We start from the raw sequence: 26,177 nt of genomic DNA, 5'->3' as shown, positions 1-26,177 counted from the left end.
GTACGAGGTTAAATAGGATAAAACAGAGGGCCCTAAAGGGCAGCAGCGTGCAAAGCTTGTTGTGACAAGCTTTACTTGGAAGGCTTTTGCAGGGGTTCCTTCCCGCTGACCTTTTAAAAAGGTATATAAAAATAATACTATAGTGGAATTTTTCTGTAAATTCCGATATAAGCGCATATTTCATGATGAAATATGGTGAGCTGACTTCAGAGCTTTTTAACTCCTATATTCTTAGTAATGCGCTGGTATGGTCAGGGAGGCTTTTAAAACAAAACGATTTCCTTATCAGGTTTAATGTAAGATCCATAAAAATGCCCTGGACAAAACGTATTTGTCCAGGGCTATTATCTATCATTAAACACTGAATTACACGCCAGCATGCTTGACTGATTGGCGCTCAACCAGCTTAGTCGGTAAAGAAAACGAAGGTGACACCTTGCCTCCCTCCAATACCTGAAGGATAAGCTGTACAGCCAGTGCCCCTGCTTCGTATTTAGGCTGGGCAATCGTTGTCAGCGGCGGGGATACATATTCTGAGATTTGAATATCATCAAATCCGATTACCGAAATATCATCAGGCACTTGCAGCTGATTCTCCTGTAGAGCCTGCAGTCCCCCTATCGCCATCTCATCATTAGCATAAAAGATTCCCTGCGGCAGATCCTGCTGCGCAATGAGCAGCTTTGTCGCACGATATCCCCCTTCACGAGTGAAGTCGCCGGGAATCTTCCACTTTGACTGAAATCCAATCCCATTCTCCTTCAAAGCTCTCATATAGCCCGCGAATCTCTTATTATTATCTAGTGAATTAGATGGGCCGCTCACATAGGCAATGGTCTTGTGCCCTCTGTCAATCAAATGCTTGGTCGCCATGAATCCGCCCTGCTCATTATCCACTTCTACATGGAAAATATTATCATTCGGCAGCTTCCGGTCCAGCACTACCAGCGGGAAACAATCTCTGGCAGACTCCAGGGCAATTTGATCGCTGATATTATGCGCCAGAATGATGGCACCATCAACTCTTTTTTCCTTAAGGAATTTGACTGCAGTTGAATTTGCTCCGCCAATTGAACTGCATGCAATTAAATCATATCCATTTGATGTGGCGAAATCTTGTACGCCTTTAATTAACTCAGAATAATAAGGGCCTGATAAATCGCTCAAGATAAGGGCGATCGTATTCGTTTTATCCTTTTTCAAGTCTGAAGCAAGCCCATTCTTCTGATAGTTCAGCTCCCTGGCTGCTTTCTCTACCCGCAGTTTGGTTTCCATACTGATTTTAGTGCTGTTATTCAGTGCATAAGAAGCTGTAGACACTGCTACACCCGCCAGCTTTGCTACATCTTTAATTGTTGCCATGCTTATTGCCTCCGTCAGAAACTGCTTGAATCTTCAATAGGCAGCCACCTTAAAATCTTTTGTATTGCCTGATCCCAATACGCCCAATTATGGTCGCCCTCCATAAACTCAGACGTGATCGGTATATTTAATTCTTTACACTTCTCATAGAAACGAATGTTATGCTCATAAAGAAAATCTTCTGTGCCGCATGTTTGGTATAGCAGCGGCATTTCTCTATTCGAGTCTGCCAGTTCCTCTAATTTCCATATTATATCGTTCGCCGTCCGCGAGATATCTCCTTCTCCAAAAACAAGAGACAGAGCCTTTGTTTTATCGCTATTCTCTTTTCTGACATTCTCCAGATGAAAGACCATATCAGCTACACCCGACATAGAGGCTGCCGCTTTGAACATATCAGGACGGTTCAGCACCCATTTCAGCGCACCAAAGCCTCCCATAGAATGTCCCGCAACAAAGTTATCTTCCTTTTTTTTAGATAAGGGGAACATCGCCCTCGCTTTTAGCGGAAGCTCCTCGGTCAGATAGGTCCAATACTTGCCGCCATGGGCCATATCCGTATAATAACTGTTGTCTGCCTGAGGCATGACAACAGCCAGGCCCAGCCCTTCCACATATCTTTCCAGCGAGGAGTTCCTTGTCCAGGCGGTATGATCATCACTGAATCCGTGAAGCAGAAACAAAACAGGGTATTCTTTCCTTCCGCTCCGCTCTTTTAAGCCGGAAACACTTTCTCCAGGCAAAATTACTTTCATGGAGACTGTTTTCGACAATACTTCTGAAGAAAAGCTGCATTCAATCAGCGGCATTACCAACACTCCTGTCTATTTATATTTCCTTTAAAAGGTTGCATTTATTTAGAAGCGCCATCTGCGTATACTTTATTTAATTCCTGAAACATTGAACCCTTCAACAATATACTTCTGGAAAATCGTGAAAATAATGATGATAGGGATGACCATCAGCGCAGAACCAGCCATCTGCAAACCATAGTTGGTTACATTCTCATCCTGCAGAAGCGATAATCCCACTGATAAAGTATAAAGTGATTCATCATTTGCTACAATCAGCGGCCATAAGAAACTATTCCATGAGCCGATAAAAGTCAAAATCACCTGTACCGCAAGAATCGGCTTTGCCAGAGGGATGATGATCCGCATAAAAATATAAAACTCTCCTGCCCCGTCAAGCCTGGCCGCCTCAATCAGGTCGTCAGGGATGGTGACCATAAACTGCCTTATCAGGAAGATATTAAAGGCCGCTATCAAGCCCGGCAGGATAATCCCTGCCATCGTATTCGTCAATCCCATTTCATTCAGGATTAAATAAGTCGGAATCATTGTCACCTGTCCAGGGAGCATCATGGTGACAAGCACCACCATGAACCAGATTTCCTTGCCCCTGAAGCTGAACTTACCGAACCCATAGCCGGCCATCGTATTGAGCAATAAACCGAACATTGAAAAGAGTACAATGATCAGCGTATTCACAAGGTATACATCAAAATTCAAATTCTGAAACAATTCAAGATAATGCTCAAAAGTCGGTTCCTTCGGAAACACTGTCGGAGGGATAGCCAGCACTTCTGTTTCATTTTTGAAAGAGCTTAATATCATCCAAATAAAAGGAAGAGCAACAAGCAATCCGCCGACCAGCATGATTCCGATCACAATTGATTTTTCAAATCTATTTTTCAAGGTCATCGAATGCCACCTCACATAGTCTGATCTGATTTTCTAAACTTAAATTGAACCAGTGTAGCAACAATGACAATGGCAAACAGGACAAATGATGCTGCTGCCCCATATCCAAATTCACTGTATTGGAAGCCCTCCTGATAAATGAACAGGGCAATAGAGTTCGTCCCATTCAGAGGGCCTCCCTCTGTCATGACAAAAGGCTCTTCGAAAAATTGAAGCCAGCCAATCAATGTCGTGACCGTTACAAAGAAAGTAGCGAAGCTCATGGACGGCAGGGTAATCTTCGTAAGCTTCTGCCAGCGATTTGCCCCATCAATTTCAGCTGCTTCATAATATGTGCGCGGAATCGATTGCAGGGCCGCCAGGAAAATGAGCATGCTGACCCCATTGCTTTTCCAGACCGCTAAAAGGATCAGGGAAAGCTTGGCGACGAAAGGGTCTTCCAGCCATGGCACTGCACTTAAGTTCACTGACTCTAATATATAATTGAACAGCCCGTATTCCTGGTTGTACAGAAAACTCCAGACAACCGCCACAGCCACGATGTTTGTGATGGATGGCATATAATAGATCACACGGAAGGCAGATGACAGCCAGCTTCCGAGCATATTCAGGAAAAAGGCAATGATGAACGAGCTTCCCACAGCGAGCGGAACTCCGATGATCACATAGATAAATGTATTGCCCAAGGATTGCAGAAAAGCTTCATCTTGGAATAATTCCACGAAATTGTCTATGCCGATGAAATTGATATTGGACCAGTTCGCGAGTCCTGCAAGGTCCAAATCGGTAAAGCTTATGCCAAAAGCTATGATGATTGGCAGGAATGCAAATAACATCAGCAATAAGACAGCAGGTCCGATAAAGAAGAACGGTGTAAGCTTAGATTTGTATTTGTGCATGGAAGTCTCCTTCCTCCTACCCTTTATAATAAAGAGGGGCGCAAGCAGATCTGCGCGCCCCTTCTATCTTTCTCTCAATCATTCAGATAAAACCTTGGCCGCTTCCTTCTTGTAGTCTGCTATAGCCTTGTCGATATCTTTGCCTCCGCGATTAATTTCCTCTAATTGAGTAATCATTTCCTGGCCCAGCCTTTCAAATTCAGGTATAAGCGGGAGCGGCTGTGTTGACTCAAGCTGTTCGCCGAACGTACTTACCATTGGGTCATCAGATAAAGCAGGATTTTCCCAGGCAGCCATATTGGCCGGGAGCTCACTGTTTGTTTCATACCACTTTACCTGAGTTTCCGGATCAGCCATCCAATTGATAAAATCAAGCGCCAAATCCTTTTTGTCAGAATTATGGAAAACAGAAAAATGTGCTCCGCCCATCATAGATTTATTATTTTCAGCCTTTGGCATCTCATGTACATCCCATTTGCCTTCAATTTCAGGAGCCCTGTCTTTAATGGTTCCGATATCCCAAGGACCGCTGAAGAACATAGGCTTTGAGCCATCCGCGAATGACTGGAAGAATTCTTTCCCTTTTTCCATCTGTGATAACTTTTCATCATAGAAAAGATGGTGCAATTCCACAGCTTCTTTGAATGCCGGGCTGTCAAAGTTTGCGGAACCTTCCCCTACTTCATAATCCCACCCCTGCTGCCATGCCAGCATGAACGGGAACTGAGGATCACTCTTAGGCATATCAATGGCATATTGTCCGTCGCCGCGGGCAGCCAGCTTCCTTGAAGCATCAATCATATCGTCCCACGTCTCTGGTCCTTCCGGGTAGCCGACTTCACCCAGGATATCAGTCCGATAGAATACCAGTCGTGTATCCACATACCAAGGAATTGCAATGGTCTTATCTTCAAAAGTGGTGGTCCCGATCGCACCTTCATAGAAATTGTCGCTGCCCAGATTTTCATAGTCATCCAGATACTCTGTTAAATCAAGGAATGTCCCTGCTTCAGCAAACTCAGCCACCCAGGTTGTGCCGATTTGCAGAACATCCGGACCTTTTCCTGATGCAACTGCAGTCAGCAGCTTATCATGTGCATTAGCCCAGGGAATCGTCTGTACCTTAACGGTAACGCCCTCTTCATTCTCAAACTCTGTCACAAAATCATCCAGTGCCCCTGACATAGTCCATACTTCCAGCGTCTTATCGCTACCTTTGCCATCCCCGCCTGCTTCATCACCAGATGAACAAGCGCCAAGCATGGCAACCAGGCTTACGGCAAGTAATGCTGCTGCCCATTTACTCCATTTCGATCTCTTAACCATTATCTAAACACCCCTTTTAGAAAATATGATTCCGGAGAAGATTTCTCTCCCAAAGTCACCGAGAAAATTAGTGAAACGTTTCAACAACTAGATTATAAAACAGACTGAAATCGTTTTCAATATATTTTATGTTTTTTTGCACATTATCTATAAAAACCTTAATTTTAAAGCTTTATAGAGAGTCAACATGAAAATTAGATTAATTATATTCCTTCTTTTCTATTGAAACGTTTCTCCAAATCTCTTATAGTTATTGGTGAAATCGATTACAATATTTCACCAACAGCCAATCTATTCCCACATTATACAGACAGATAACATTATCAATCGGGTCTGCAGCCAAAGGAGGAATCTTCAATATATGAAGAATTTGCAGCAATTGGTCAGGGACATGACTTTAGATGAAAAAATTGCTCAGTTAATACAATTAGCGACACCATTTTTTAAAGGTTCAACTGACCAGGGAGAAATAACGGGACCTATGAAGGAAATGGGAGTCTCTCCAAAGATTATAGAAAACGCTGGATCTGTTCTTGGCGCATCAGGTGCTGAGAACATAAAAGCCATACAGAAGCAGCATTTGATGGATAACCGATTGGGCATCCCGCTGCTTTTCATGTCAGATATCGTTCACGGGTACAAAACGATCTTCCCTATCCCGCTGGCCATAGGCTGCTCATGGGATTTGGAGCTGGCTGAAAAAAGCGCGCAGATTGCAGCTCTGGAGGCATCAGTTTCCGGCATCCACGTAACGTTTGCCCCGATGGTTGACCTGGTCAGGGATCCAAGGTGGGGACGTGTGATGGAATCAACAGGAGAAGACCCTTATTTGAACAGCGAGTTTGCACGTGCCCAGGTGCGCGGTTTCCAGGGCAGCGATCTGGCAAATGAACCGGAGCGGGTAGCCGCGTGCGTAAAGCATTTTGCTGCATACGGAGCACCGGAGGGCGGACGGGACTATAATACCGTCACGATGTCTGAACGCGATATGCGCGAATCATATCTGCCGGCTTATAAGGCTGCCCTGGATGAAGGATGCGAAATGGTCATGTCTGCCTTCAACACAGTTGACGGGATTCCCGCAACAGGAAACAAAAAGCTGATGCGCGACATCCTTCGCGGGGAAATGGACTTTGATGGTGTTCTGATATCAGACTGGGGAGCAGTAAAGGAAATGATTCCCCATGGCATAGCAGAAGACGAAGCAGCCGCTGCTTTAAAAGCAATCCAGGCAGGCATAGACATTGAAATGATGACAACCTGCTATGTCGATCACTTAAAATCTTTCGTAGATAGCGGCGATCTGGATGAAGGAATCATTGATGAAGCAGTGCTCAGGATATTAAAGCTAAAGGAAAAGCTGGGGTTGTTTGATAATCCTTACCGGGGAGCTGATGAACTGCTGGAGAAGGAACTGGTCATGTCAGAAAACCACCGCAAGGTTTCCCGGGAGCTTGCAGTAAAATCAGCGGTGCTTTTAAAAAATTCGGGGAATATACTCCCGTTGGATAAAGGCTCGAAAATTGCCCTGACCGGTCCTCTGGCCGACAGCGGCGACATACTGGGTGCCTGGTCATGGCAGGGATCCAAAGAAGACGCAGTAACTCTCAAGGAAGGGATTTTACAGAAAATCGATCCTTCCCTCTTATCTGCGGCTTCCGGCTCCAGTATAGAAGCAATATCACAAGAAGATTCAGCTGCAGCAGTAAAATCTGCAGAAGAAGCTGATGTCATACTGCTTGCCCTGGGAGAAAGCTCAGGAATGAGCGGTGAAGCTGGCTCCCGGTCAAATATTAAGCTGCCTGAAGCTCAATTGAAACTTTTCAGGGAGCTCAAAAAAACCGGCAAGCCGATCGTGGTCATTCTGTTTAACGGACGCCCGCTCGACCTTACAGACATTTCCGGCGAGGCAGATGCCATTTTGGAAGCCTGGCAGCCCGGTACTGAGGGAGGAGCTGCTATAGCAGAAATTTTGTACGGGGATGAAAATCCGTCAGGCAAGCTGACCATGTCCTTCCCTTATACAGCCGGACAGGTTCCTGTCTATTATAATCACTATAATACAGGCCGCCCTAAAGACGCACCGGATGCGCAGGAAAGGTATGTATCACAATATCTGGACATTCCGAATAAGCCGCTCTTCCCCTTTGGATACGGACTAAGCTATACCACATACAGCTATAAAAAAATTAACATCTCTGCTGATACGCTGGTTAAGGGGGATAAATTAACTGTTTCCGCTGAAATTACGAACACTGGCAGCACAGCCGGAGAGGAAATCGTTCAATTTTATATCCGTGATGCTGTTGGGGAAGTCGTACGCCCTCTTAAAGAATTGAAAGGGTTTAAAAGGATCGCCCTGGAGCCTGGAGAGACAAAAAGGGCTGAGTTTTCCATATCTGAGGAACAGCTCCGCTATCATCACGCAGACCTCAGCTTTAAGAGTGACAATGGACAATTTTTCGCATACATCGGCTCAAGCAGTGATGAAGTAATGACGATTCCCTTTAAACTGCAATCATAAAAAAGGAGAAGATACAATGAACAGCTCTACTATTAACATACAATCAGGTGATCTAAGTTTCTCTTTTATGAAGAGCGGCGATGTGTTCAAGATTTCCCATAAAGATACGATGATTAATCAGCTCCTCTCCAATCCTATTGATGGCTCTTTGAACAATATTTATCTGCGTATTTTTAATGAGAGAGAAATTACGGCGATCCCTTTGCTCGGAATACGCTCTGAATCAGCGGTTTCTGCCTCAGGTTCATCCATCAGATGGACAGGTGAGGCAGAAGGCATCCGCTATAAAGTTACTTTTACATTAACGGATAATCAGATCTGGTTCTGGGACGTGGCTTTGGAGGGCTCGAATAAAGAAATCGATCTGATCTACGGACAGGATATCGGTCTGGCAGATGAAGCCGCCGTCCGCTCCAATGAGGCCTACACCTCCCAATATATAGATCATTCTGTTTTCAATGATGAACTAAAAGGATATGTTGTCTGTTCACGCCAAAATCAGCCGCAGCAGGGACAGTTTCCTTATTTGCAGCAAGGCAGCCTTGGCAGGTCCGCAGGTTTTTCCACCGATGGATTTCAGTTTTTCGGTTTATCCTATAAAACAACAGACAAGCCCGCTGCGCTGACAAAGCCTGCTCTGGAAAATAAAGTTTCACAATATGAATTTGCGTACACGGCACTGCAAACAGAAAAAACAATGCTGAATGGCCGGCACCGCTTTGTGTTTTACGGCCTGTTCAAAGAAAACCACCCTGATGCCGTAACCCGTCTGGAATATCAAGAGGAAATCCAATCTGCCTGGGAAGAGCTGAACCGGAAAGAGACAGTTTTTCCAGATCAGATGGAGCAGGTTAAATTATCCAGCAGACTGGGAGCTCCAATTGAAGCCATCGACCTAACCCTGGAGGAAATCGATCAATATTTTCCCGGCAGAATACTGGAAGAGAAAAGCGGGGATAGGCTTCTCTCCTTCTTTACAGATTCTTACGAACATATCGTTCTTAAAGAAAAAGAAGAGCTTGTTGAAAGGCCGCATGGCCATATACTGATGAATGGAAACAATGACAGAGTCCGTGAAGATGTACTCTCTACTACCTCTTATATGTATGGTGTCTTTAATTCTCAGCTTGCCGTCGGGAACAGCTCCATGAATAAGATGATGACCAATGTGCGCAATCCGCTTAACCTGCTGAAAACATCCGGGCAGCGCATTTACATTGAAATCGATAACCGCTACCGGCTATTAACGATGCCTTCACTGTTTGAAATGGGATTCAATTATTCAAGATGGTATTACAAGACAAATGATGAAACTTTCATCATCACTGTATTCACCACAGTCGGCAGCAAGGATGTCCAGCTTGACCTAAAAGCACAGAGCGGAAAATACTACCGCTATATGGTAACTGCCCAGATCTCAATGAATCAGAATGAATACGCGGTCCCATTCCACTGCACGCTGGACAATGATACTGTCTGCTATACTGCAGCGGGAAATTCAGACAGCAGCGGTATATACCCGGATCTCAGCTATCGGCTGACAGTGAGAGGAGCTGACTTTCAGCTGCTTGACGAAAGTGAACTTGCCTCAGGCACAGACTCTGCAGCGTCTCTTGCGGTTCTTAATATAGACTCCGCCAGCGATTGGACTATGCTGATACAAGGAGACTTATCCGGCGAATTTCCTACGTTTGAAAAAAGGGATTTTTCTAAGGAAGCAGCGGAGTTCAGGAAATATTATAAGGTTGTTTTGAATGGTTTTCATTTATCCCATCAGCAAGGCGATTCCGGGGAAATCGAAAAATTCAATGCATTGGCTCACTGGTATACCCATAATATGCTGGTCCATTTCTCGACACCGCACGGCCTTGAACAATACGGCGGCGCAGCCTGGGGAACACGCGATGTCAGCCAGGGGCCAGCTGAATACTTTATGGCGACCCAGAAGTATGAGACAGTCCGTGATATCATCCTGACGATATATACCCATCAATATGATGGAACAGGCAGCTGGCCGCAATGGTTCATGTTTGATCAATATACGAAAATCCAGCAGCCGGAAAGCCACGGGGACATCATCGTATGGCCATTAAAGCTGGTCAGTGATTATCTGGAGGCCACTGGGGACTTTTCAATTTTACAGGAACAAATTCCCTATATGGACCAGGAGTCTTTTACATTTACAGAGAACCATGCTGCATTGCTCGATCACGTTAATAAACAGGTCGCTTATATGGAAAGGCATTTCCTGCACGACACCTTTCTGCCTTCTTATGATGATGGAGATTGGGATGACACCCTGCAGCCGGCAAATCAGCTGCTGAAAAAATATATGGTCAGCTCCTGGACAGTTTCATTGATGTTCCAGTCAATAAAGAAGATGGCAGAAATGCTCTCGGCTGCAGATGTTCCTGAAGCATCTAAGCTGAGTGAGCTTGCTCAAGGGATTAAAGAAGACTTTAACAGGTACATTTTATCTTCCAGTGTCATTCCTGGCTTTGTTTATATGGAAGACCCGGAGAAAGCAGAGTTCATGCTTCATCCTACCGATACAGATACCGGCATACAATATCGCCTGCTGCCTATGCAGCGGGGCATCATCAGCGAAATCTTCACCCCTGAACAGGCAGCTGCCCATTATAAGCTGATTAAAGAGCATCTGACCTTTCCGGATGGCGTCCGCCTGATGAACCGGCCGGCCAACTATGCCGGCGGAGTCAGCACCCATTTTAAACGTGCTGAGCAGGCATCCAATTTTGGCCGTGAAATCGGGCTGCAGTATGTCCACGCCCACATCCGGTTTATAGAAGCCCTGGCCAAGCTGGGTGTTCATGAAGAGATATGGCATGCCCTGTCTGTCATCAATCCAATCAAGATTCAGGACGCGGTACCAAATGCTGCCCTTCGCCAAAGCAACGCATACTTCAGCAGTTCTGACGGTAAATTTGATACCCGCTATGAAGCCCAGAAAGATTTCAATAAACTTAAGGACGGCACCGTTCCTGTAAAGGGCGGCTGGAGGATTTATTCCAGCGGGCCGGGCATCTACCTGAACCAGCTTATCTCGAATGTTTTGGGCATCCGCCAGAAAAATGGCAGCCTCGAGCTTGATCCCGTCCTTCCTGATAGCTTGGATGGCCTGGAATTCCGGTATAACTTCATGAATAGGCCGATAACGTTTATCTATCACCTTGCTAAGGGGAAACGGACTATCCTCATCAATGGAATAGAGGCCGAGGCAGAATCAAGTCCCAATCCCTATCGTGGAGGCGGAGCAGTCATACCAAAAAGTACTCTGGATGATTTGCTAAATTCCGAGAACAACCGGATAGACATATATATGTGAGAGTTTCATTAGAGATTAAATAATGAAGAAGGCAGGCCATTATGGTCTGCTTTTTTCGTCGTATTCAGTGCCGGGAAAATTTAAATGGCCTTAAAAACCATCAGTCTTGCGAAACTTTATACCCTTCCGCACGTAAATATTTTATAAACACCGCGAAAGGAGCACTGATATGCCAGAACCATTTTTCATGGGGGACTTTATCTTTCAGGCTGCCCCCGTTTTTATTGGCATCATATTTATCATCGTTATCGGCGGCCTTATATTCAACATCTTCAAAGGGGTCGGCCAGTGGCAGAAAAATGAGCAGTCCCCCAGGCTGAGTGTAACGGCCGCAGTCAAATCAAAGCGGACAGATGTATCCAGGAGATCACATGCCCATCATGAAAACCATCATCATGTTTCCTCAAGCACCCGCTATTATGTGACATTTGAATTTAACAGCGGCGACCGCTCTGAATTCCATGTGTCCGGAAAAGAATATGGATTGCTTGCAGAAGGAGACTTTGGGGTGCTAACGTTTCAGGGAACGCGGTATTTGGGGTTTGAGAGGAACAGAGGGCAAGGTCATTCTTAAGGAGAGGCGGGGATTTGCCTCTCCTTCATTTCTTGCTCTCCGGTCTTTCGGGAAGTCAGTATCCTTGTATCCTGTTTATAACGGTCAGCAGGACCTGAATATCCGCCTGAAGTTCTTTTTTAAAAAATTCATCTTCACATTGTTCATAATCCTGTTTCAGACGAACAAGCTCTTCCATAAAGAGATCTAATTCTTCTTCCATTATGCTGGTCTTTGGCTGTTTCTGTGCCATTGATACCCTCCTGTTTTAATAGATCGCAAATGACCTATTGCAAAATCTGCTGCTGAGCAAAAAGAAAAAGCCGAAAAAAACAGGATCTCCTGTTCTTTTCGGCTTATGTCCGGCACAATTTGTCCGGTTCATTACTGCCTTATGAATCATTAGGTTTGAGTATAAAAGAAATAACACTGTTATCCAGTTCAAAATTCCAATCAACAAAAACGTCCTGTATCCCCGCTTCCAGGATAGCAGAAAAATGAATATCATTGCTGAGCAATTCACCTTCCAGCTGCCTTTTGGCAACCCGGAGCGTTTCAACAAACCCAAGGGCTATCAGCTGCTTTTCGATCGGCACCAATATTCCCTCGCGGATGACAACCAATGTCCGGGATCCGAGCATATAAGATTCAACCCGGTCCGGGGCTTTCTCCGCCTGCCTGCTTATGCTGATGATTTCTTCGTGGACCTTTTTCTTTCCCTTGTAGTCAGATTCTGAATCTTTGCCTTCAGCCACAATGGACGGGCCTACGCCGACAAAGACCCCTGTCTGCCTGTCAAGATTCCAATCATAATACATATGCTGAATGTCTATATCCGTGATCGCTTTGATCTGGCCCCGCATTTCAGGGTCAAGCGATTTCATCAGATATTCTCTTGTTGTCAGTACCGTCAAATCCTGGCCCTGGTCAAGAAGCACCTGCTCAGTGGCTGATATAAAGCCGCTTATATAAATAAGGACATATGGCTTTGATACCGTCACGTAAATGGCTTCCGGGCCTTTTCCGAACTTCTCCCGCAGCAGCTTGCCAAAGTTGTTCGACAGTTTTGTCTGCTGCGCCTTAATTTCCATGTTTCCGTCTATCCCTGCACTTAGAAAGAAGCATCATATCCTCTCTCCTTTTTTCCATTTTAGCATCTGCCTGCCAGAAGGGAAACTCCTAAAAGGCAAATCTCCACAACATAATTTTCCCCTTTTTATCACAAAAAAAACATATTTTATGAATACTCTGTAAAAATATAGAGGAATATTTTAATTTTGGAAGAATAAATAGGTAGATCCAGTTTTTTACGGTATAATTGCATTATCTCAAGACTAACGATCCCCGTCCCCGCTGCTGAACGGATTTGGGATATGATGCCTGAATCTAAAGGATGGCGAGAATGGACATTAAGAAAAAAGAAAAAGAATTGGGATCTTTTATTGGACGGGTTTTGCGCGGAGCTTTTGGCAAGGGGCCGGGGGCCGTGTTTGCCACTATTTCTCCCCCTTATATCACTGTATATATGAAAGACTTTATGTCACAGATAGAAGATAGATTATTAGATACAGAGCAAAGCAAATATGTCGAGAAAATCAGGGACATGCTGATGCCCGCACTCATAGAGGAGATAAAGGTATATATCCAAATGGATATAGGCGTCACCATTGATGAATTCTATTATGACTGGAATCTGGAAAGCCATTCAGGGATGTTCATCGGCGTTTCGACAGAGGCCGCCCCGGAATACAGCCATTATCAGAACCAGGAAGCTGTACATAAGGAAGTCATCCAAGTCAGTCTGGAAGCCGAAAAGCCTCCAGGCGAAGTATATTCTTCCCTGCTGAATCCAAGGACTCTTGTGATTGTCCGGAATCAAATACTGGTAGCTGTTGAAAAAGAATTAATCCGGCAGGGCTATCCGGAAGTGCTTACCCTCGCCAAACGGGATCTGGAAAAAAGATTGTTCATGGAGCACAGGCCGCAGTTCGAACACTATTTGGATGCAGAGCTGGAAAATGTGTTTGTTTCATGGGATTTTGAACAAGACAAAAGCGTGTGCCTCTTCATCTTAAAACCGAATCATAACAGGCAGCAATGACCCAGGCGATAGAACTGGACATGAGCCAAGAGAAGGAAGCCTCCTTCTTTTGGCTCTTTTTTTAATAGACGATTGACCAAACAAATGCCAGAGCAAGAAATGGCAGTAAGGGGTTTGTCAGGCATGGAGAAATCAGCAGTGGTTCAAATTATAAAGGAGAATGATATCATTCTGGCCAGAAAGATGGGTAGAGAACTTGCTCGATCCCTTTACTTTAATCCCATTGATCAGGCAAGAATCCTGACAGTCATCTCAGAGCTTGCCAGAAACATCTACCGGTATGCAGGCAGCGGGCAAATTCAGTATGAGAAGCTCACAGCAGGAACTCAAATAGGGCTTCGCCTTACTGCCATCGATCATGGACCGGGGATCAGAGACATTCCGAAGGCACTGGAGCAGGGCTATTCCAGCAGCAATGGGTTTGGGGCAGGGCTGCCTGCTGTAAAACGGATGATGGATGAATTCCGGATTGATTCCAGTAAAGAAATGGGAACCAAAGTTACCGTGATTAAATGGAAAACCAGAATCTTTGGAGGTATGTGCTAAGCCGGCGTTATGGACGGATGGCAGGGAAAAAGTGTATAAATTTCTGTAGAAACACAAAGAAAAGCGCCTGAAATTTATAAATCAGGGCGCTTTTTTATATGATAGCCTTCCAATATTAATGCCTGCCCTGCCGTCCCAGCCTCCAAACAGCCGCAACATTGGCTGCCGCCTGTTCTGCATATTCTGCTGCGTTCCGGAAGGCATCCTCCAAAGGGACTACTCCCGGCACGATGCTGAAGACTGCGTCAATCCCATGCTCCCGCACAACCTCACAGTCTCTTGAAATGCTGCCGGCCAGCCCGATCACCGGAACGCCCGATTTTTTGGCGGTTCTGGCAACGCCGATCGGGGTTTTTCCGAAAATCGTCTGTCCATCGATCCTGCCTTCTCCTGTGATGACAAGATCAGCATCTGCCACGATCTTCTCCAGTCCGGCAGCTGCAATGACAATATCGACTCCCCGCTTCAGCTCAGCTGGAAGAAAGGCGAGCAGTCCCCCGCCAAGGCCGCCTGCAGCTCCTGCCCCAGGCACATCCTTGATTTTCTTCCCAAGATCCTTTTCAATCACACCAGCATAATGCGCCAGATTTCGATCCAGCATTCCGACCATCTGAGGATCGGCGCCTTTTTGGGGACCAAAAATGGCGGAAGCCCCTTTTTCTCCGGTCAGCGGGTTGTCGACATCACATGCGACCTCAATCTTTACATCTGCAAGGCGTCCGTCGAGCTGTGAAAGATCAATTGATGAGAGGCCTGATAGCGCTCCTCCGCCCCCGCCGATTTCCCGGCCTTCTTCATCGAGCAAGCGGGCGCCAAGTGCCTGAGCCATACCCGCCCCTCCGTCATTCGTCGCGCTGCCGCCGATTCCGATGATGATATGGGTGACTCCGACATCAAGTGCACTCTTGATTAATTCGCCGGTCCCTTTTGTGGTTGTCACAAGAGGGTTTCTTTTTCCGGCAGGCACCAGGTGAAGTCCTGATGCTGCCGCCATTTCAATGACAGCGGTTTTCTTATCTCCCAAAAGGCCGAAGAAGGCTTCCACAGGCTCCCCCAGCGGTCCTGTCACCAGTGCCGGTATAATGCTTCCGCCGGTCGCATCGACCAGTGACTGGACCGTACCTTCCCCGCCATCAGCCATCGGCACCTTCACATATTCAGCATCAGGAATGATGCGCTTGAAGCCTTTTTCGATACAATCAGCGGCCTCCATGGCCGACAAGCTCTCTTTATAGGAATCTGGTGCAATGACAATCTTCATTTCTATCACTCCTGTTTTTGAATCTTATCCGAACAGCTGAAATACACCGTAAATGAGAGTAGATACTACCGCCATTGTAAGTCCCACCAGTGATTCGTACGGCATGACCTTCAAACGTTCTTTCATTTCCATATTGACGCTTCCGCCTGTTGCATGGAAAAAGCTTCCGTGCGGCAGATGGTCAAGGACAGTTGCTCCCGCATGGACCATGGCTGCGCCTGCTAAGGCGCTGACGCCCATTTCCAGGATGGTTGAACTGAATACCTGGCTCGCTACAGCTGTACCTGCCGTTGTCGAAGCCGTGGCAGCCGACATGAAGATCCCGGATGCCGGCGCTAGCACATAAGCTGGAAGACCAACCGCATCAAGCCCATTTATAAGGACATCCTTCAGCCCGGAATTGGCGATGATCCCTGCCAATGTTCCTGTTCCAAGCAGCATGATGGCGACGCCAGTCATTTTCCCGAGTCCCGAGATGGCAAAATCATTAATTTTCCTTGCCTTGCCCATCACAATCGCTCCCGCAATCCCTCCAAGCGGCAGGGCAATCATCGGATCGATGCTGATATCCAATAATGGCCTCAATGCCAGTAAAATGATGGTAACGACAGGTCCGATCAGCGCGGCCCAAAACGGCGGAAGCGCGCCTCCAGTTTGCGGGGCTACTTCGCTTGCAGAAATGGCAGTCCCTTTATTCACAAGCTTTCTCGCAATGAAATAGGTCATCGCAAGACCAAAGACTGCAGGGATGATCCCGGCTGCCATAATGCTGGTCAGCGGGATATTGAATGCATCTGATGCTGCAATGGCATTCGGGTTCGGCGACATAATATTGCCGGCCTTTCCACCGCCTATCATGGCCAGCAATATCGCCGTTTTGCTAATCCCTGCTCTTTGCGCAATGGCCAGTGCGATTGGTGCTACCGTGATGACAGCCACATCGACAAACACGCCGACCGCTGTCAAAATCATCGTGGCAGCCGCCAATGCAAGCAATGCCCTCGTTTCACCGAGCTTCTTCACAATCATTTCTGCAATGACGGACGCGGCCCCAGATTCAATCAGCACACCGGCCAGGACGCCGGCAGCCAAAATCCGCAGAACCGCAGGGATGATGCCTTTGGCACCCTCCATCATTAAAGTGACTGTATCGGTTATATTAACCCCGCCGACCAGGCCGCCGATTAAAGCACCGGCAATCATGCCATAGGCCGGGGAAACCTTTTTCAATATCAATAGTATGGCAACAGCTAAAGCGACTATGGCCCCTAAAGCGCTTACTTGAATGGTGGCTTCCAAGATGATTCCTCCCTTAAAAGATGTTAGCTTCATTGTAAGCGTTTCCGTAAAGGTTTACATTGTTCAAAGTATAAAATAAAGGCCCGGTATTTCCGGACCTTTTTGTGCACATGCACAATTCACTTAAGCTGGTTGTGCAAAAGAGATAGATAGAGTTCCAGCAGATCCTTTATGGAGCGCGGATCCTTTCCGGTCAGCTCCTTGATCCGCTCCAGGCGGTATCTCAGTGTGTTGCGGTGTATATAGAGGCGGCTTGCCGCAGAGCTGCTGTCCCCATTTTCTTCAATATAAATCCTCAAAGTCTCCTGCAGCTCGCCTTTTTTGTCATGCTGATTTAAGTTTGCGGCATGGTGCTGGAAGGCTCCTGCTATCCCGAGCTCTGCTGCCCTGGCAACAAAGACTGGCAGCTTATAATCTTCATAAAAATAAAGTGCCTGCTGCGGGTCAAGCTTCCTTCCCGCCTCCAGCGTATGTACAGCTTCCCGGTATGATCTGGAGAGCCCCTCCAAACCGGGATGATACTGGCCGATGGCCGCCTGGCATGGCAGCCCCTGGCTGCCTGCAAGCGCGGAAAGCCAGTCTCCCAACTGGTTCATGGTTTGGCCATGATCCCAGCCTTCCCGTTTTGTAATCACCTTTTTCAGCAGGATGATATAGCCGGGGTTCATCACATACAAATCTTCCTTTTCCAGCCTGTCGCGGATCCATTTATAGCTCTTGGTCTGCTCATCGGCTGCAATAACGATTGCCGTCCTCGGTATATCCAAGTCAATTCCGAGGCGGTTCACTCTTTCAAAATAGAGCGGATCCAGATTTTCACTCCCAGACAGCAGCTGGCTCGTCAGCTCTTCCTTCAGTCTTTCATCCCACTGCATCTCATCCATCAAAACAGCCTGCTGAAGGATCATTTCGGCCGCCATTCTGACAAGCTCTCCGTAGCTTCTGATTTCTTCCGGCTCCCCCGTGATCCCGATTACGCCGATGATATGATCCTGGAAGGTGATCGGAAGATTGATCCCTGCCTTGACGCCGTTCAGCCGCCCGGCCTCTGCTTCAGTAATTTCAAACCCGCGGCCCGCCCCGATCACCTGGACTGCCCCTTCATGGACAGACTGGATTCTTGCCTCATCTCCCGAACCGATGATCACACCCTTCTCATTCATCACATTAATATTCCGGCCGATGATCTGCATCGTCCGATCCACGATCTCCTGAGCCAATGCCCCATCCAGAAACTTCATTTTGCACCTCCTCAGGACGAAGGTGCCAGGTTAGTTGTCCCAGCCTGTTGAAGAAGCGGGACAACTAACCTGGCCATTATCCCCGTCCGGTAATCAGCTCACGCTTTTCTTTGTAAGGGTCAGCTTCAACCCGGCTTTCACTGTCAAAAATATAGGTATAGCGGTCCAGCGGCTGGTACGCCGGCCAATTCATGTCATCACCAGCCGCATTCGGATTGCCCGCCTTGGCAAACGAAATCCAGGCTGACTGCATATGCCGGGAAAGTCTTTGTATGGTTTCATCCACTTGGACGCCAAGCCGGCTGAAGTAGAAAAGGTTTGAAAAAACAAACGCAATCTCCAGTCCATGTGCTGCCTTGCCGACATGGGGATGCCCGGGAATATGCCAATCAAACCGGTACATCCAGACAGGAGCATGCTTTGTTTGCCCGGCAGCATATTCAATCGCAGGCTTCCAGAAAACAAAATCGGTCATGAACTGGGATTCCCCTTCTATTGTTTCCGGGTAATGCCTTTTCACCTTTTCCGCCGCCTCCGGACCAATGAGCTTGGCCATCGCTTCATCTCTTGCAGGGCCTGGCATAGGGGCTGAGCCCGGCCTGAAGAAAAAGGCCCCTTCATCATGATTGGTCCCGATCATGACAGGAATCCCTTCTGCTGCTCCTCCAGTGATTGCCTGCAGCGGAGGAACCGGCAGTGTCTCAGCATCAACCGTCGGCTGGAAGATCATACCCGGCCCCTGACCCGCGGTGACCCGCTCCGCAGCCTTCAAAATATCCTCTGCCGGCACTTCATTTAATTTTTCCATGTTATGATCATCAATGCCCAGCTGCTGCAGCACCGCTTTCGCTATCATGGAAGCCTGCTCCGGCGGGATGATCTGCGATGCCCCGCTTTCCAGGATGGCCTTTTGAAACAGCCCCTTTGCAGCCGGCATGGCCAGTAAAGAGGCGATGCTCATCGCACCTGCCGACTCCCCGAACACCGTCACCTGTTCAGGATCGCCGCCAAAAGCCTCAATGTTTTCCCGGACCCATTTTAAAGCTGCAACCTGATCAAGCAATCCAAGGTTCGCTGTATAGCTGCTGTCCACTCCGGCAAGGTGCAGAAAGCCGAATGCGCCGAGCCTGTAGTTGATCGTGACGACAATAACCCCGCCGTTTTCCGCCATACTTGTCCCATCATAGAGAGGACTGCTCCCGGCACCTGCCCGAAAGGCGCCGCCATGGATCCATACCATAACCGGAAGCCCTTCCCTTGGACCTGCCGGTGCCCATATATTTAAATACAGGCAGTCTTCTGACATATTGTCAGCAGGCGCGCCAAGCATGGCTGCTATATCTTTATTTTGCGTACAAACAGGGCCAAATTCATTCGCCTCGAGGGTTCCTTCCCATGCTTCAGGCGGCTCGGGAGGCTGAAAGCGCAGCTCGCCGGCCGGTTTTTTTGCGAAAGGAATGCCTTTCCATACTGTGGCAGCGCCTCCCTCAGTACCCCTTACAAATCCCTGCTTGGTTTTCACAATGGCTGAATCCATTCACACACACTCTCCCTTTGGATTTTTTTCAAAAAAAGAGCCCTGCCCCATGATCGGGGCAAGCTCCTGCTGATCAGGTTCCGCAATAAGTTACATAGCCTTTTCCATCATCATCGGGACCAGTGCAATATCCCTCGTCAGCCTCTGCATGAGAATATGGCTTTGCCAGCACATTCAGAAGCCTGCCCATCACACTGTAGTCTCCTTCAACAGCCGCCTCAAGGGCCTCTTCCACTCTATGGTTCCTCGGGATCACTGCCGGATTGCTGTTTTGCATCAGCGTTTTGATGTCTTCTGGTGTCCTATCCTGTTTTTCCAAACGGGACTTCCATTTATCATGCCACTCGGCAAAACCCGGCTTGCCCTCTAGAGCTGTTTCCCTGCTGATCGTTAAGGCCCGGAATGTGTTCGTATAATCCGCCTGATGATCCTTCATCAGGGAAAGGAGTTCATCGACTAGCGCTCTGTCTTCTTTTTCAACAGAGAAGATCCCAAGCTTTGCCCCCATACCTTCCAGCCAGTTGCCCTGGTAAATGTCCATAAAACCGGAAATTTCCTTCTGGGCAATCTCAACAGCCTGGTCCTGATCATCATGCAGAAGGACCAGGAGGCTCTCCGCCAGACGGGCCAGATTCCAGCCGGCCATGTACGGCTGATTTCCGTAGGCATAGCGTCCCTGCACATCGATGGAGCTGAAGACAGTTTCAGGATTGTAGGTGTCCATAAAAGCACATGGGCCGTAATCGATCGTCTCGCCGCTGATCGTCATATTATCGGTATTCATAACCCCATGGATGAACCCGGCCAGCTGCCATTTGGCGATTAATGAGGCCTGGCGCCTGATGACCGCTTTAAGGAGTTCAAGATAAGGCTGCTCGTGTCCCTCTATTTCCGGGTAGTGGCGGAGAATGGCATAGTCCGCAAGAGCTTTGACATCTTCCTTCTCACCGAATTGCGCGGCGAACTGGAAGGTGCCGACACGGAGATGGCTGTCAGCTACCCTTGTTAAAATGGCGCCGGGCAGCATGGTCTCCCTCCGGATCATTTCACCTGTCGTGACAACGGCGAGGCTCCTGGTCGTCGGGATTCCGAGGCTGTGCATCGCTTCGCTTATGATATACTCGCGCAGCATCGGGCCTAGTGCCGCCCGGCCGTCTCCGCCGCGGGAATAAGGTGTCCGCCCCGAGCCCTTCAGCTGGATGTCAAAGCGGTCGCCTTCCGGGGTGATCTGCTCGCCGATCAAGAGCGCGCGGCCGTCCCCAAGCATATTGAAGTGGCCGAACTGATGCCCCGCATATGCCTGTGCAAGCGGCGACGCTCCTTCAGGCATTTCATTTCCGGCCAGAATGCTGATGCTTTCATTACTCTGAAGCTCTTCAGCATCCAGTCCCAGTGAAGCCGCCAAAGGCCCATTCAGAATGGACAGCTCCGGCGCCTCCACAGGATTGGGATCCTGGCTTGTAAAAAACATCTCCGGCAGGCGTGTGTAGCTGTTATCTAACTTCCACCCTGTTCTATTGCTGTTTGTCATTGTATCCCCTTTACGTTTTTGACATAAAAATCCTATTTGCAGTCGATAGTTTTATTATACCCTTTCCGTTTTCAGTTGACGCGCGGAATGCACGGGAGGAGCGGATGGATGTTTTTAAAGGCTGAGAACTGTGCGGGACTTTTGTGCATCATCCTATTTAAGAACGGCGGTATAGTTCTTTTTACCCAAGCATTATACTTCTATAATTTCTCAGCTTAGGTTTATAATAAGAGTGGTAGTAAATCTATGAATGATACAAATAGAAAGGGAGTTTTTTCTATGAATTACAAGAATGTAACCGTTGCCGGAAGCGGAGTGCTTGGAAGCCAGATCGCATTCCAGACGGCATTTAAAGGGTTCAATGTATCTGTATATGATATCAACGACGAGGCACTTGACCGTGCAAGAGATAGAATCGGGAAGCTGAAGCCGCGCTACCAGGAGGACCTTGGAGCCAGTGAAGAAGAAGTAAATTCAGCCTATGAGCGCATTTCCTTCCACAGTGACCTGGCTGCAGCGGTTGCTGATGCCGACCTCGTGATTGAGGCAGTTCCAGAAGTCGTGCAGATCAAGATTGATTTTTATACAAAGCTCGGGTCTGTGGCACCTGAGAAAACCATCTTTGCCACTAATTCTTCTACTCTATTGCCAAGCCAGTTTGCTGACGCGACAGGCCGTCCGGAACATTTCCTGGCACTGCACTTTGCGAATGAAATCTGGACAAACAATACAGCAGAAGTAATGGGACATCCCGGCACAAGCAAGGAAGTATTCGACGATGTCATCGAGTTTGCGAAAGCAATCGGCATGGTTGCGCTGCCTGTGCACAAAGAACAGCCCGGCTATATCCTGAATTCACTGCTTGTTCCATTCCTGGAAGCAGGCCAAAAGCTGCTCTTGAATGGCGTTGCCGATCCGGAGACGATCGACAAAACCTGGATGATCGCAACCGGCGCGCCAAAAGGCCCATTCGCCATCCTCGATATCGTCGGCGTCACAACTGCCTACAATATCGCAAACGGCAAAGGCCAGGCCGGCATGGCAGAATCCGCCAAACTGGCTGAAATGCTGAAGCGGGATTATATCGACAAAGGCAAGCTTGGAAGAGAAACAGGCGAAGGATTTTACAAATATCCGAACCCGAGCTATATGGAAGACGACTTTTTAGACAGCTGATCATTTGAAAAAGCTGCCCGATGGTGCTTATTGCGCTGGAGGGCAGCTTTTTTTGTGTGGGTTTGGGGTGGAGTATTTGGATGGATTCAGGTTTCGGACCGGGAAATGGTGCTTTGAGCAGATGATATTTGGTGAATTTAGCTTTAGAAAGCCCCTGCCGGCAGGAATTTTACATTCTCACTCCCAAATGGAGGGTATGTTTGCGGGCTGGATCATGTTTATTAGCAACTTTTTCGATATATTAGCAAGTTTTGGATTTTATTAGCAACTTTTCCTTTTTATTAGCAATTTTCCAGATATATTAGCAACTTTTACTTTTTATTAGCAACTAGCCCAAAATCACCCTCCCCGCCAACTAAAAAACACCAGCCCCACAAGGCTGGTGTCCCCCAAACTCCGCTCAAACCGTCATCTGCCAGCTTGAAAGAGCCAGCCATCTTTCCTGCTCTTTATAATCCGGCATCCGCTTCCCGACGAGGCGCCAGAAGGAGCGGTCATGATTCATATGCATCATATGGCACATTTCATGGATCACCACATATTCAATCACCTTCGGCGGAGCCATGGCCAGCTTCCAGTTGAACGTAAGCCGGCGGCTGGAGTCGCAGGTTCCCCATGTAGTAGGGCTGTCGGAGATGCGAATAGATTGCGGCTTCATTTTGAAATACTGCTGATTGGCCTGAATGTTTTTTTCAACAAGCGCTTTGCACTGCTGATAGTAAAACCGCTTCAGAGCCTGCTGGATCTGTTCATCCCCCGGCTGCTTCACAAAAATGCGCAGCTTATCTCCGTCCACTGCAGCATAATCCTGCTCAACCCCGGCATCAATGGTTACTTCAATAGGATAAGATTTCCCCAGATAGAGGAACTTCTCATCCCGGTCATAGCTCCGTTCCTTTGGGCCCTGCAGCCGGTCCTTCATTTCCTGGGTATTCTCCAGGATCCAATCCCATCTCTCCTCCACCAGCTTCAGCACACTTTCATCCTTTGTGCCTTTAGGGACTCGGATTTCAATATGGCCAAGACCATCGATATAAATCCCGGCCGACTTCCTGTTTTTATGGACAATCTGAAAACTGATCGTCTCCCCTTGAAATGTGTGCAGCATGATACCTTCATTCTCCTCTATATTTAACCGTTAATCCTTTTAAGAAATTACGGGCAAAATTGTCTCCGCATTCTTTATAGTTTTTATGGCCTTTTTTCCTGAGAAAAGCGCCAAGCTCGCCTTTAGTCACTGTGAGCCCTGCCAGCTTGAATACATCGAGCATATCTTCACTTGTCAGGGACAATGCTATTTTCAGCTTTTTCAGCAATAGATTATTAGGATGTTCATTGTCAGACAGCCTGACCTGCGGCGCTTCCGGCTCACCTGGCCTTGGTTCCTGCCGGCCGCGCTTAAAAACAATATATCCATTCAAAAACGTTTCCAGCATGTCATCTGTGCACGGAATATGCCTATCTGTTGCCACTGGAGCCGCATCATCCTCCAAATCAGGCGATTTCGTCAGAATCAGCAGCACTTCTTCCCGCGTAAATTCCATTCCGCCCAGCTTGAAAATCTCCACTACATCGTTATTCTTAATATCCATTGCATACCTGCACCGAATCAAAATATCATTATTATCCACGTTAACACACTCCTGTAATACCGGGACAGGCACACTGTCCCAATTTATTGATGAACCGGAGAAACTCTCATCCCAGCCAAAGCCCGATGGCTTCCTCCAGTTCTTTATTTAATTTCTCTTTCCTGCCATACAGCAGATTGAGCCTGTCATAATCACTTCCGGCCTCTGCCATGAAGGCATCAATCTCCTTTAATTCCTGCTCAAGCCGCTGTATTCTTGCTTCAGCCTTCTCAGCTGACGTGTCCTGTTTTGGATAAGAATGCTGATTCTTCTTTTTCTCCTCAGGCACTGGCATCACCTGGACGGCTTTTTGTTCCTTTATCATTTTATAGGAATCATAGTTGCCTGGGTAGTTTTTCAGCGAATAATCTTCTACTGCAACCACTCTTTCGCTGATTCTGTTGATAAAATAACGGTCATGTGAGATGAAGAAGATCGTTCCTTCAAAGTCTTCCAAGGCAGCTTCCAGTGTTTCGATCGATGGGATATCCAGATGGTTGGTCGGCTCATCCAGGATCAGCAGATTGATATCCTGGTATAATAGCATCGCCAGCTTCAGCCTGATTCTTTCGCCGCCTGACAGCTGCTTCACCTTCGTGAAGACACTTTTTTTATAAAACATGAACTTAGCCAAATACTCGCGGGCCTTTCCTTCCACAATGGAAATGTCCTCCCGGAAGGCCTCGAGTACAGTCAGCTCTTCATCATTGAATACGATTTTCTGCGGCAGATAGGCTGCCTGCACATTGGCGCCGAGCTCTACTGTGCCTCCATCTGGCAGCACCTCGCCGAGGAGCATTTTCAGGAAAGTGGTTTTGCCGCTGCCATTTGAGCCAAGCAGACCGACTCTTTCTCCATATTGGACCAAAAGGACGCTGTTTTTAAAAATAACCTTATCATTAAAGCTTTTGCACAGCCCGTCAGCTTTGATGACTTCTTTGCCTGAACGCTGGGCGGCTTTAATATCCAGCCTCATATTTCTCCGTTTGAAGACAGGCTTTTCAATGATATCCATTTTATCAAGCTTCTTCTGAATGCTCGCTGCCCGCCGGAAGAATTTATTGTTATCCGCCCTCATCGCCCATTCGCGCAGGTCGGACACCGTCTTTTCCATCCCGTTGATTTTTTTCTGCTGCTCACGAAAATGCTCATATTGAATCCGCATATTCTCTTCCTTCTGGCTGATAAAAGAAGAATAATTGCCTTTATAAGTGATGGATTCCATATCCTCAATCTCGACTATTTTCGTCACGGTGCGGTCAAGGAAATACCGGTCATGCGAGACAATCAGGACAATGCCCCTGCAGCTTTTCAGATAACTTTCCAGCCACTCGATCGCTTCCATATCAAGATGATTCGTCGGTTCATCCAGCAGGAGGATGTCAGGATTATGGATCAGCAGCTTGCCGAGCACAACGGTCGTTTTTTCCCCGCCGCTCAAAAGATCAAAATCTGTGTTCAAAAAGCTATCGTTGAACTTAAGTCCGGTGCACACCTTGCCCAGCTTCTCTTCCCGCTCGTAGCCGCCCTTCGCCTCAAGCTGCAAAACCAGATCGCTGTATTGGTTCAAGGCTTTTTCAAGCTCCTTATCTGTGAGCACCTTCATCTGCTCCTCCAGTTCACGCATACGTGCTTCAATTTCATCGATTTCTTCAAAAGCAAGATTCAGTACATCGTTCACAGTCAAGCCCGGCGGAAAAACCGGCGACTGCTCCAGATACGCCTTGCTCGCCCCTCTTGGAAAATGAATCAGGCCTTCATCATAGCCGGGACTCGATGTCTGCGGATAACCCGGATAATAATGCATCTTTTCAATCCCCGCGATCAGCTTCAGGATGGTGCTCTTTCCGCAGCCATTGGCCCCGACTATCCCAATCTTCTCCCCTTCAAACGCTTCGAGCGATACATTCCTCATGATCAGTGTGGCTTCCATATATTTTTTGATTCCGTTCAATTTTAATTCGAGCATCTTTTATTCCTTCTTTCATCCATATTGGCTGCTACACTTTTATGGACAAGGCAAAGAAGATCTTCCAACTATTCAATTTTCCGCATATAAAAAGGCTGCAAGAAGATATCCCTTCCTGCAGCCTGGATGCTTCTATAATTTATCGCCAGTGAAGCCTGAAATGCGCCCATCA

The 26,177-nt window shown here is 47.4% G+C and carries 21 protein-coding genes; 6 read left to right on the top strand and 15 right to left on the bottom strand.

Annotated features, from left to right (window positions below):
- Positions 1–366 precede the first annotated feature (366 nt).
- The 5 genes from N288_RS04825 to N288_RS04805 all read right to left on the bottom strand — a co-directional run bounded on the left by N288_RS04825 (position 367) and on the right by N288_RS04805 (position 5,290).
- A complete protein-coding gene (locus tag N288_RS04825) occupies positions 367–1,362 on the bottom strand; it encodes a LacI family DNA-binding transcriptional regulator (protein ID WP_009791842.1) in 996 nt (331 codons plus the stop codon).
- 14 nt (positions 1,363–1,376) lie between these two features.
- Complete coding sequence (locus N288_RS04820) at positions 1,377–2,171, bottom strand: alpha/beta hydrolase (RefSeq protein WP_009791843.1); 795 nt, start codon at positions 2,169–2,171, stop codon at positions 1,377–1,379.
- A gap of 72 nt (positions 2,172–2,243) precedes the next feature.
- Positions 2,244–3,065, bottom strand: a complete 822-nt coding sequence (locus N288_RS04815) for a carbohydrate ABC transporter permease (RefSeq protein WP_009791844.1) — start codon at positions 3,063–3,065, stop codon at positions 2,244–2,246.
- A gap of 11 nt (positions 3,066–3,076) precedes the next feature.
- Positions 3,077–3,964 (bottom strand): carbohydrate ABC transporter permease, encoded by an 888-nt coding sequence (locus tag N288_RS04810; RefSeq protein ID WP_009791845.1) that lies wholly within the window; start codon positions 3,962–3,964, stop codon positions 3,077–3,079.
- Positions 3,965–4,042: 78 nt separating this feature from the next.
- A complete protein-coding gene (locus tag N288_RS04805) occupies positions 4,043–5,290 on the bottom strand; it encodes a sugar ABC transporter substrate-binding protein (protein WP_009791846.1) in 1,248 nt (415 codons plus the stop codon).
- 361 nt (positions 5,291–5,651) lie between these two features.
- Between N288_RS04805 and N288_RS04800 the strand changes: the two genes are divergently transcribed.
- The 3 genes from N288_RS04800 (at position 5,652) to N288_RS04790 (ending at position 11,734) form a co-directional block, all read left to right on the top strand.
- Entirely contained in the window at positions 5,652–7,814 is a 2,163-nt protein-coding gene (locus N288_RS04800; RefSeq protein ID WP_009791847.1) for a glycoside hydrolase family 3 N-terminal domain-containing protein, read from the top strand.
- 16 nt (positions 7,815–7,830) lie between these two features.
- Positions 7,831–11,160: a GH36-type glycosyl hydrolase domain-containing protein gene (locus N288_RS04795; protein ID WP_022543470.1), complete on the top strand. Its 3,330-nt coding sequence runs from the start codon at positions 7,831–7,833 to the stop codon at positions 11,158–11,160.
- A gap of 169 nt (positions 11,161–11,329) precedes the next feature.
- Positions 11,330–11,734, top strand: a complete 405-nt coding sequence (locus N288_RS04790; RefSeq protein WP_009791849.1) for a DUF2500 domain-containing protein — start codon at positions 11,330–11,332, stop codon at positions 11,732–11,734.
- Between the two features lie 55 nt (positions 11,735–11,789).
- Here N288_RS04790 and N288_RS25045 read toward each other — a convergent pair whose 3' ends face one another.
- Positions 11,790–11,966 (bottom strand): hypothetical protein, encoded by a 177-nt coding sequence (locus tag N288_RS25045; RefSeq protein WP_009791850.1) that lies wholly within the window; start codon positions 11,964–11,966, stop codon positions 11,790–11,792.
- Positions 11,967–12,105: 139 nt separating this feature from the next.
- Positions 12,106–12,804: a Na-translocating system protein MpsC family protein gene (locus N288_RS04785; RefSeq protein ID WP_009791852.1), complete on the bottom strand. Its 699-nt coding sequence runs from the start codon at positions 12,802–12,804 to the stop codon at positions 12,106–12,108.
- A 311-nt stretch (positions 12,805–13,115) separates the two neighbouring features.
- Here N288_RS04785 and N288_RS04780 point away from each other — a divergent pair, with 311 nt between their 5' ends.
- Positions 13,116–13,814, top strand: a complete 699-nt coding sequence (locus N288_RS04780; RefSeq protein ID WP_009791854.1) for a Na-translocating system protein MpsC family protein — start codon at positions 13,116–13,118, stop codon at positions 13,812–13,814.
- A gap of 123 nt (positions 13,815–13,937) precedes the next feature.
- Entirely contained in the window at positions 13,938–14,360 is a 423-nt protein-coding gene (locus tag N288_RS04775) for an anti-sigma regulatory factor (protein ID WP_022543469.1), read from the top strand.
- Positions 14,361–14,475: 115 nt separating this feature from the next.
- Here the strand turns inward: N288_RS04775 and N288_RS04770 are convergent, their stop codons facing one another.
- The 5 genes from N288_RS04770 to N288_RS04750 form a co-directional block, all read right to left on the bottom strand.
- The gene (locus tag N288_RS04770) at positions 14,476–15,621 is read right to left on the bottom strand and encodes a glycerate kinase (RefSeq protein WP_009791856.1); all 1,146 of its coding nucleotides are present in this window, start codon (positions 15,619–15,621) and stop codon (positions 14,476–14,478) included.
- Between the two features lie 24 nt (positions 15,622–15,645).
- Positions 15,646–16,953 (bottom strand): GntP family permease, encoded by a 1,308-nt coding sequence (locus N288_RS04765; protein WP_009791857.1) that lies wholly within the window; start codon positions 16,951–16,953, stop codon positions 15,646–15,648.
- Positions 16,954–17,039: 86 nt separating this feature from the next.
- On the bottom strand, positions 17,040–18,161 hold the full coding sequence (locus N288_RS04760; protein WP_009791858.1) for a sugar diacid recognition domain-containing protein: 1,122 nt from the start codon (positions 18,159–18,161) through the stop codon (positions 17,040–17,042).
- A gap of 76 nt (positions 18,162–18,237) precedes the next feature.
- Positions 18,238–19,698, bottom strand: coding sequence for a carboxylesterase/lipase family protein (locus N288_RS04755; RefSeq protein ID WP_009791859.1), 1,461 nt, complete (start codon positions 19,696–19,698; stop codon positions 18,238–18,240).
- 73 nt (positions 19,699–19,771) lie between these two features.
- Positions 19,772–21,229: a protein adenylyltransferase SelO gene (locus N288_RS04750; protein WP_009791860.1), complete on the bottom strand. Its 1,458-nt coding sequence runs from the start codon at positions 21,227–21,229 to the stop codon at positions 19,772–19,774.
- Positions 21,230–21,508: 279 nt separating this feature from the next.
- Here N288_RS04750 and N288_RS04745 point away from each other — a divergent pair, with 279 nt between their 5' ends.
- Positions 21,509–22,405 carry a 3-hydroxyacyl-CoA dehydrogenase gene (locus N288_RS04745; protein ID WP_022543466.1) on the top strand — a complete coding sequence of 299 codons (897 nt, stop codon included), beginning with the start codon at positions 21,509–21,511 and terminating at the stop codon, positions 22,403–22,405.
- Positions 22,406–22,805: 400 nt separating this feature from the next.
- Here the strand turns inward: N288_RS04745 and N288_RS04735 are convergent, their stop codons facing one another.
- The 3 genes from N288_RS04735 to abc-f form a co-directional block, all read right to left on the bottom strand.
- The gene (locus tag N288_RS04735) at positions 22,806–23,513 is read right to left on the bottom strand and encodes a M48 family metallopeptidase (RefSeq protein WP_009791864.1); all 708 of its coding nucleotides are present in this window, start codon (positions 23,511–23,513) and stop codon (positions 22,806–22,808) included.
- Positions 23,514–23,520: 7 nt separating this feature from the next.
- A complete protein-coding gene (locus tag N288_RS04730) occupies positions 23,521–23,997 on the bottom strand; it encodes a YehS family protein (protein ID WP_009791865.1) in 477 nt (158 codons plus the stop codon).
- Positions 23,998–24,103: 106 nt separating this feature from the next.
- Positions 24,104–26,005: a ribosomal protection-like ABC-F family protein gene (gene abc-f / locus N288_RS04725; RefSeq protein WP_009791866.1), complete on the bottom strand. Its 1,902-nt coding sequence runs from the start codon at positions 26,003–26,005 to the stop codon at positions 24,104–24,106.
- Positions 26,006–26,177: the final 172 nt, after the last annotated feature.

This window comes from Bacillus infantis NRRL B-14911 (assembly GCF_000473245.1).
Lineage (GTDB): Bacteria > Bacillota > Bacilli > Bacillales > Cytobacillaceae > Bacillus_AB > Bacillus_AB infantis.
The sequence above is the reverse complement of the archived record's forward strand: the minus strand, read 5'-3'. Positions and strand labels throughout refer to the sequence as shown.

Bases quoted from the DNA above. Each gene is read 5' to 3' on its own strand.
- N288_RS04815 (WP_009791844.1), bottom strand. From the start codon at position 3,065: ATGACCTTGAAAAATAGATTTGAAAAATCAATTGTGATCGGAATCATG.
- N288_RS04825 (WP_009791842.1), bottom strand. From the start codon at position 1,362: ATGGCAACAATTAAAGATGTAGCAAAGCTGGCGGGTGTAGCAGTGTCT.
- N288_RS04770 (WP_009791856.1), bottom strand. From the start codon at position 15,621: ATGAAGATTGTCATTGCACCAGATTCCTATAAAGAGAGCTTGTCGGCC.
- N288_RS04790 (WP_009791849.1), top strand. From the start codon at position 11,330: ATGCCAGAACCATTTTTCATGGGGGACTTTATCTTTCAGGCTGCCCCC.
- N288_RS25045 (WP_009791850.1), bottom strand. From the start codon at position 11,966: ATGGCACAGAAACAGCCAAAGACCAGCATAATGGAAGAAGAATTAGAT.
- N288_RS04780 (WP_009791854.1), top strand. From the start codon at position 13,116: ATGGACATTAAGAAAAAAGAAAAAGAATTGGGATCTTTTATTGGACGG.
- N288_RS04785 (WP_009791852.1), bottom strand. From the start codon at position 12,804: ATGGAAATTAAGGCGCAGCAGACAAAACTGTCGAACAACTTTGGCAAG.
- N288_RS04745 (WP_022543466.1), top strand. From the start codon at position 21,509: ATGAATTACAAGAATGTAACCGTTGCCGGAAGCGGAGTGCTTGGAAGC.
- N288_RS04730 (WP_009791865.1), bottom strand. From the start codon at position 23,997: ATGGATATTAAGAATAACGATGTAGTGGAGATTTTCAAGCTGGGCGGA.
- N288_RS04755 (WP_009791859.1), bottom strand. From the start codon at position 19,698: ATGGATTCAGCCATTGTGAAAACCAAGCAGGGATTTGTAAGGGGTACT.
- N288_RS04805 (WP_009791846.1), bottom strand. From the start codon at position 5,290: ATGGTTAAGAGATCGAAATGGAGTAAATGGGCAGCAGCATTACTTGCC.
- N288_RS04735 (WP_009791864.1), bottom strand. From the start codon at position 23,513: ATGCTGCACACATTTCAAGGGGAGACGATCAGTTTTCAGATTGTCCAT.
- N288_RS04760 (WP_009791858.1), bottom strand. From the start codon at position 18,161: ATGAAGTTTCTGGATGGGGCATTGGCTCAGGAGATCGTGGATCGGACG.
- N288_RS04750 (WP_009791860.1), bottom strand. From the start codon at position 21,229: ATGACAAACAGCAATAGAACAGGGTGGAAGTTAGATAACAGCTACACA.
- N288_RS04795 (WP_022543470.1), top strand. From the start codon at position 7,831: ATGAACAGCTCTACTATTAACATACAATCAGGTGATCTAAGTTTCTCT.
- N288_RS04765 (WP_009791857.1), bottom strand. From the start codon at position 16,953: ATGAAGCTAACATCTTTTAAGGGAGGAATCATCTTGGAAGCCACCATT.
- N288_RS04810 (WP_009791845.1), bottom strand. From the start codon at position 3,964: ATGCACAAATACAAATCTAAGCTTACACCGTTCTTCTTTATCGGACCT.
- N288_RS04775 (WP_022543469.1), top strand. From the start codon at position 13,938: ATGGAGAAATCAGCAGTGGTTCAAATTATAAAGGAGAATGATATCATT.
- N288_RS04820 (WP_009791843.1), bottom strand. From the start codon at position 2,171: ATGCCGCTGATTGAATGCAGCTTTTCTTCAGAAGTATTGTCGAAAACA.
- abc-f (WP_009791866.1), bottom strand. From the start codon at position 26,005: ATGCTCGAATTAAAATTGAACGGAATCAAAAAATATATGGAAGCCACA.
- N288_RS04800 (WP_009791847.1), top strand. From the start codon at position 5,652: ATGAAGAATTTGCAGCAATTGGTCAGGGACATGACTTTAGATGAAAAA.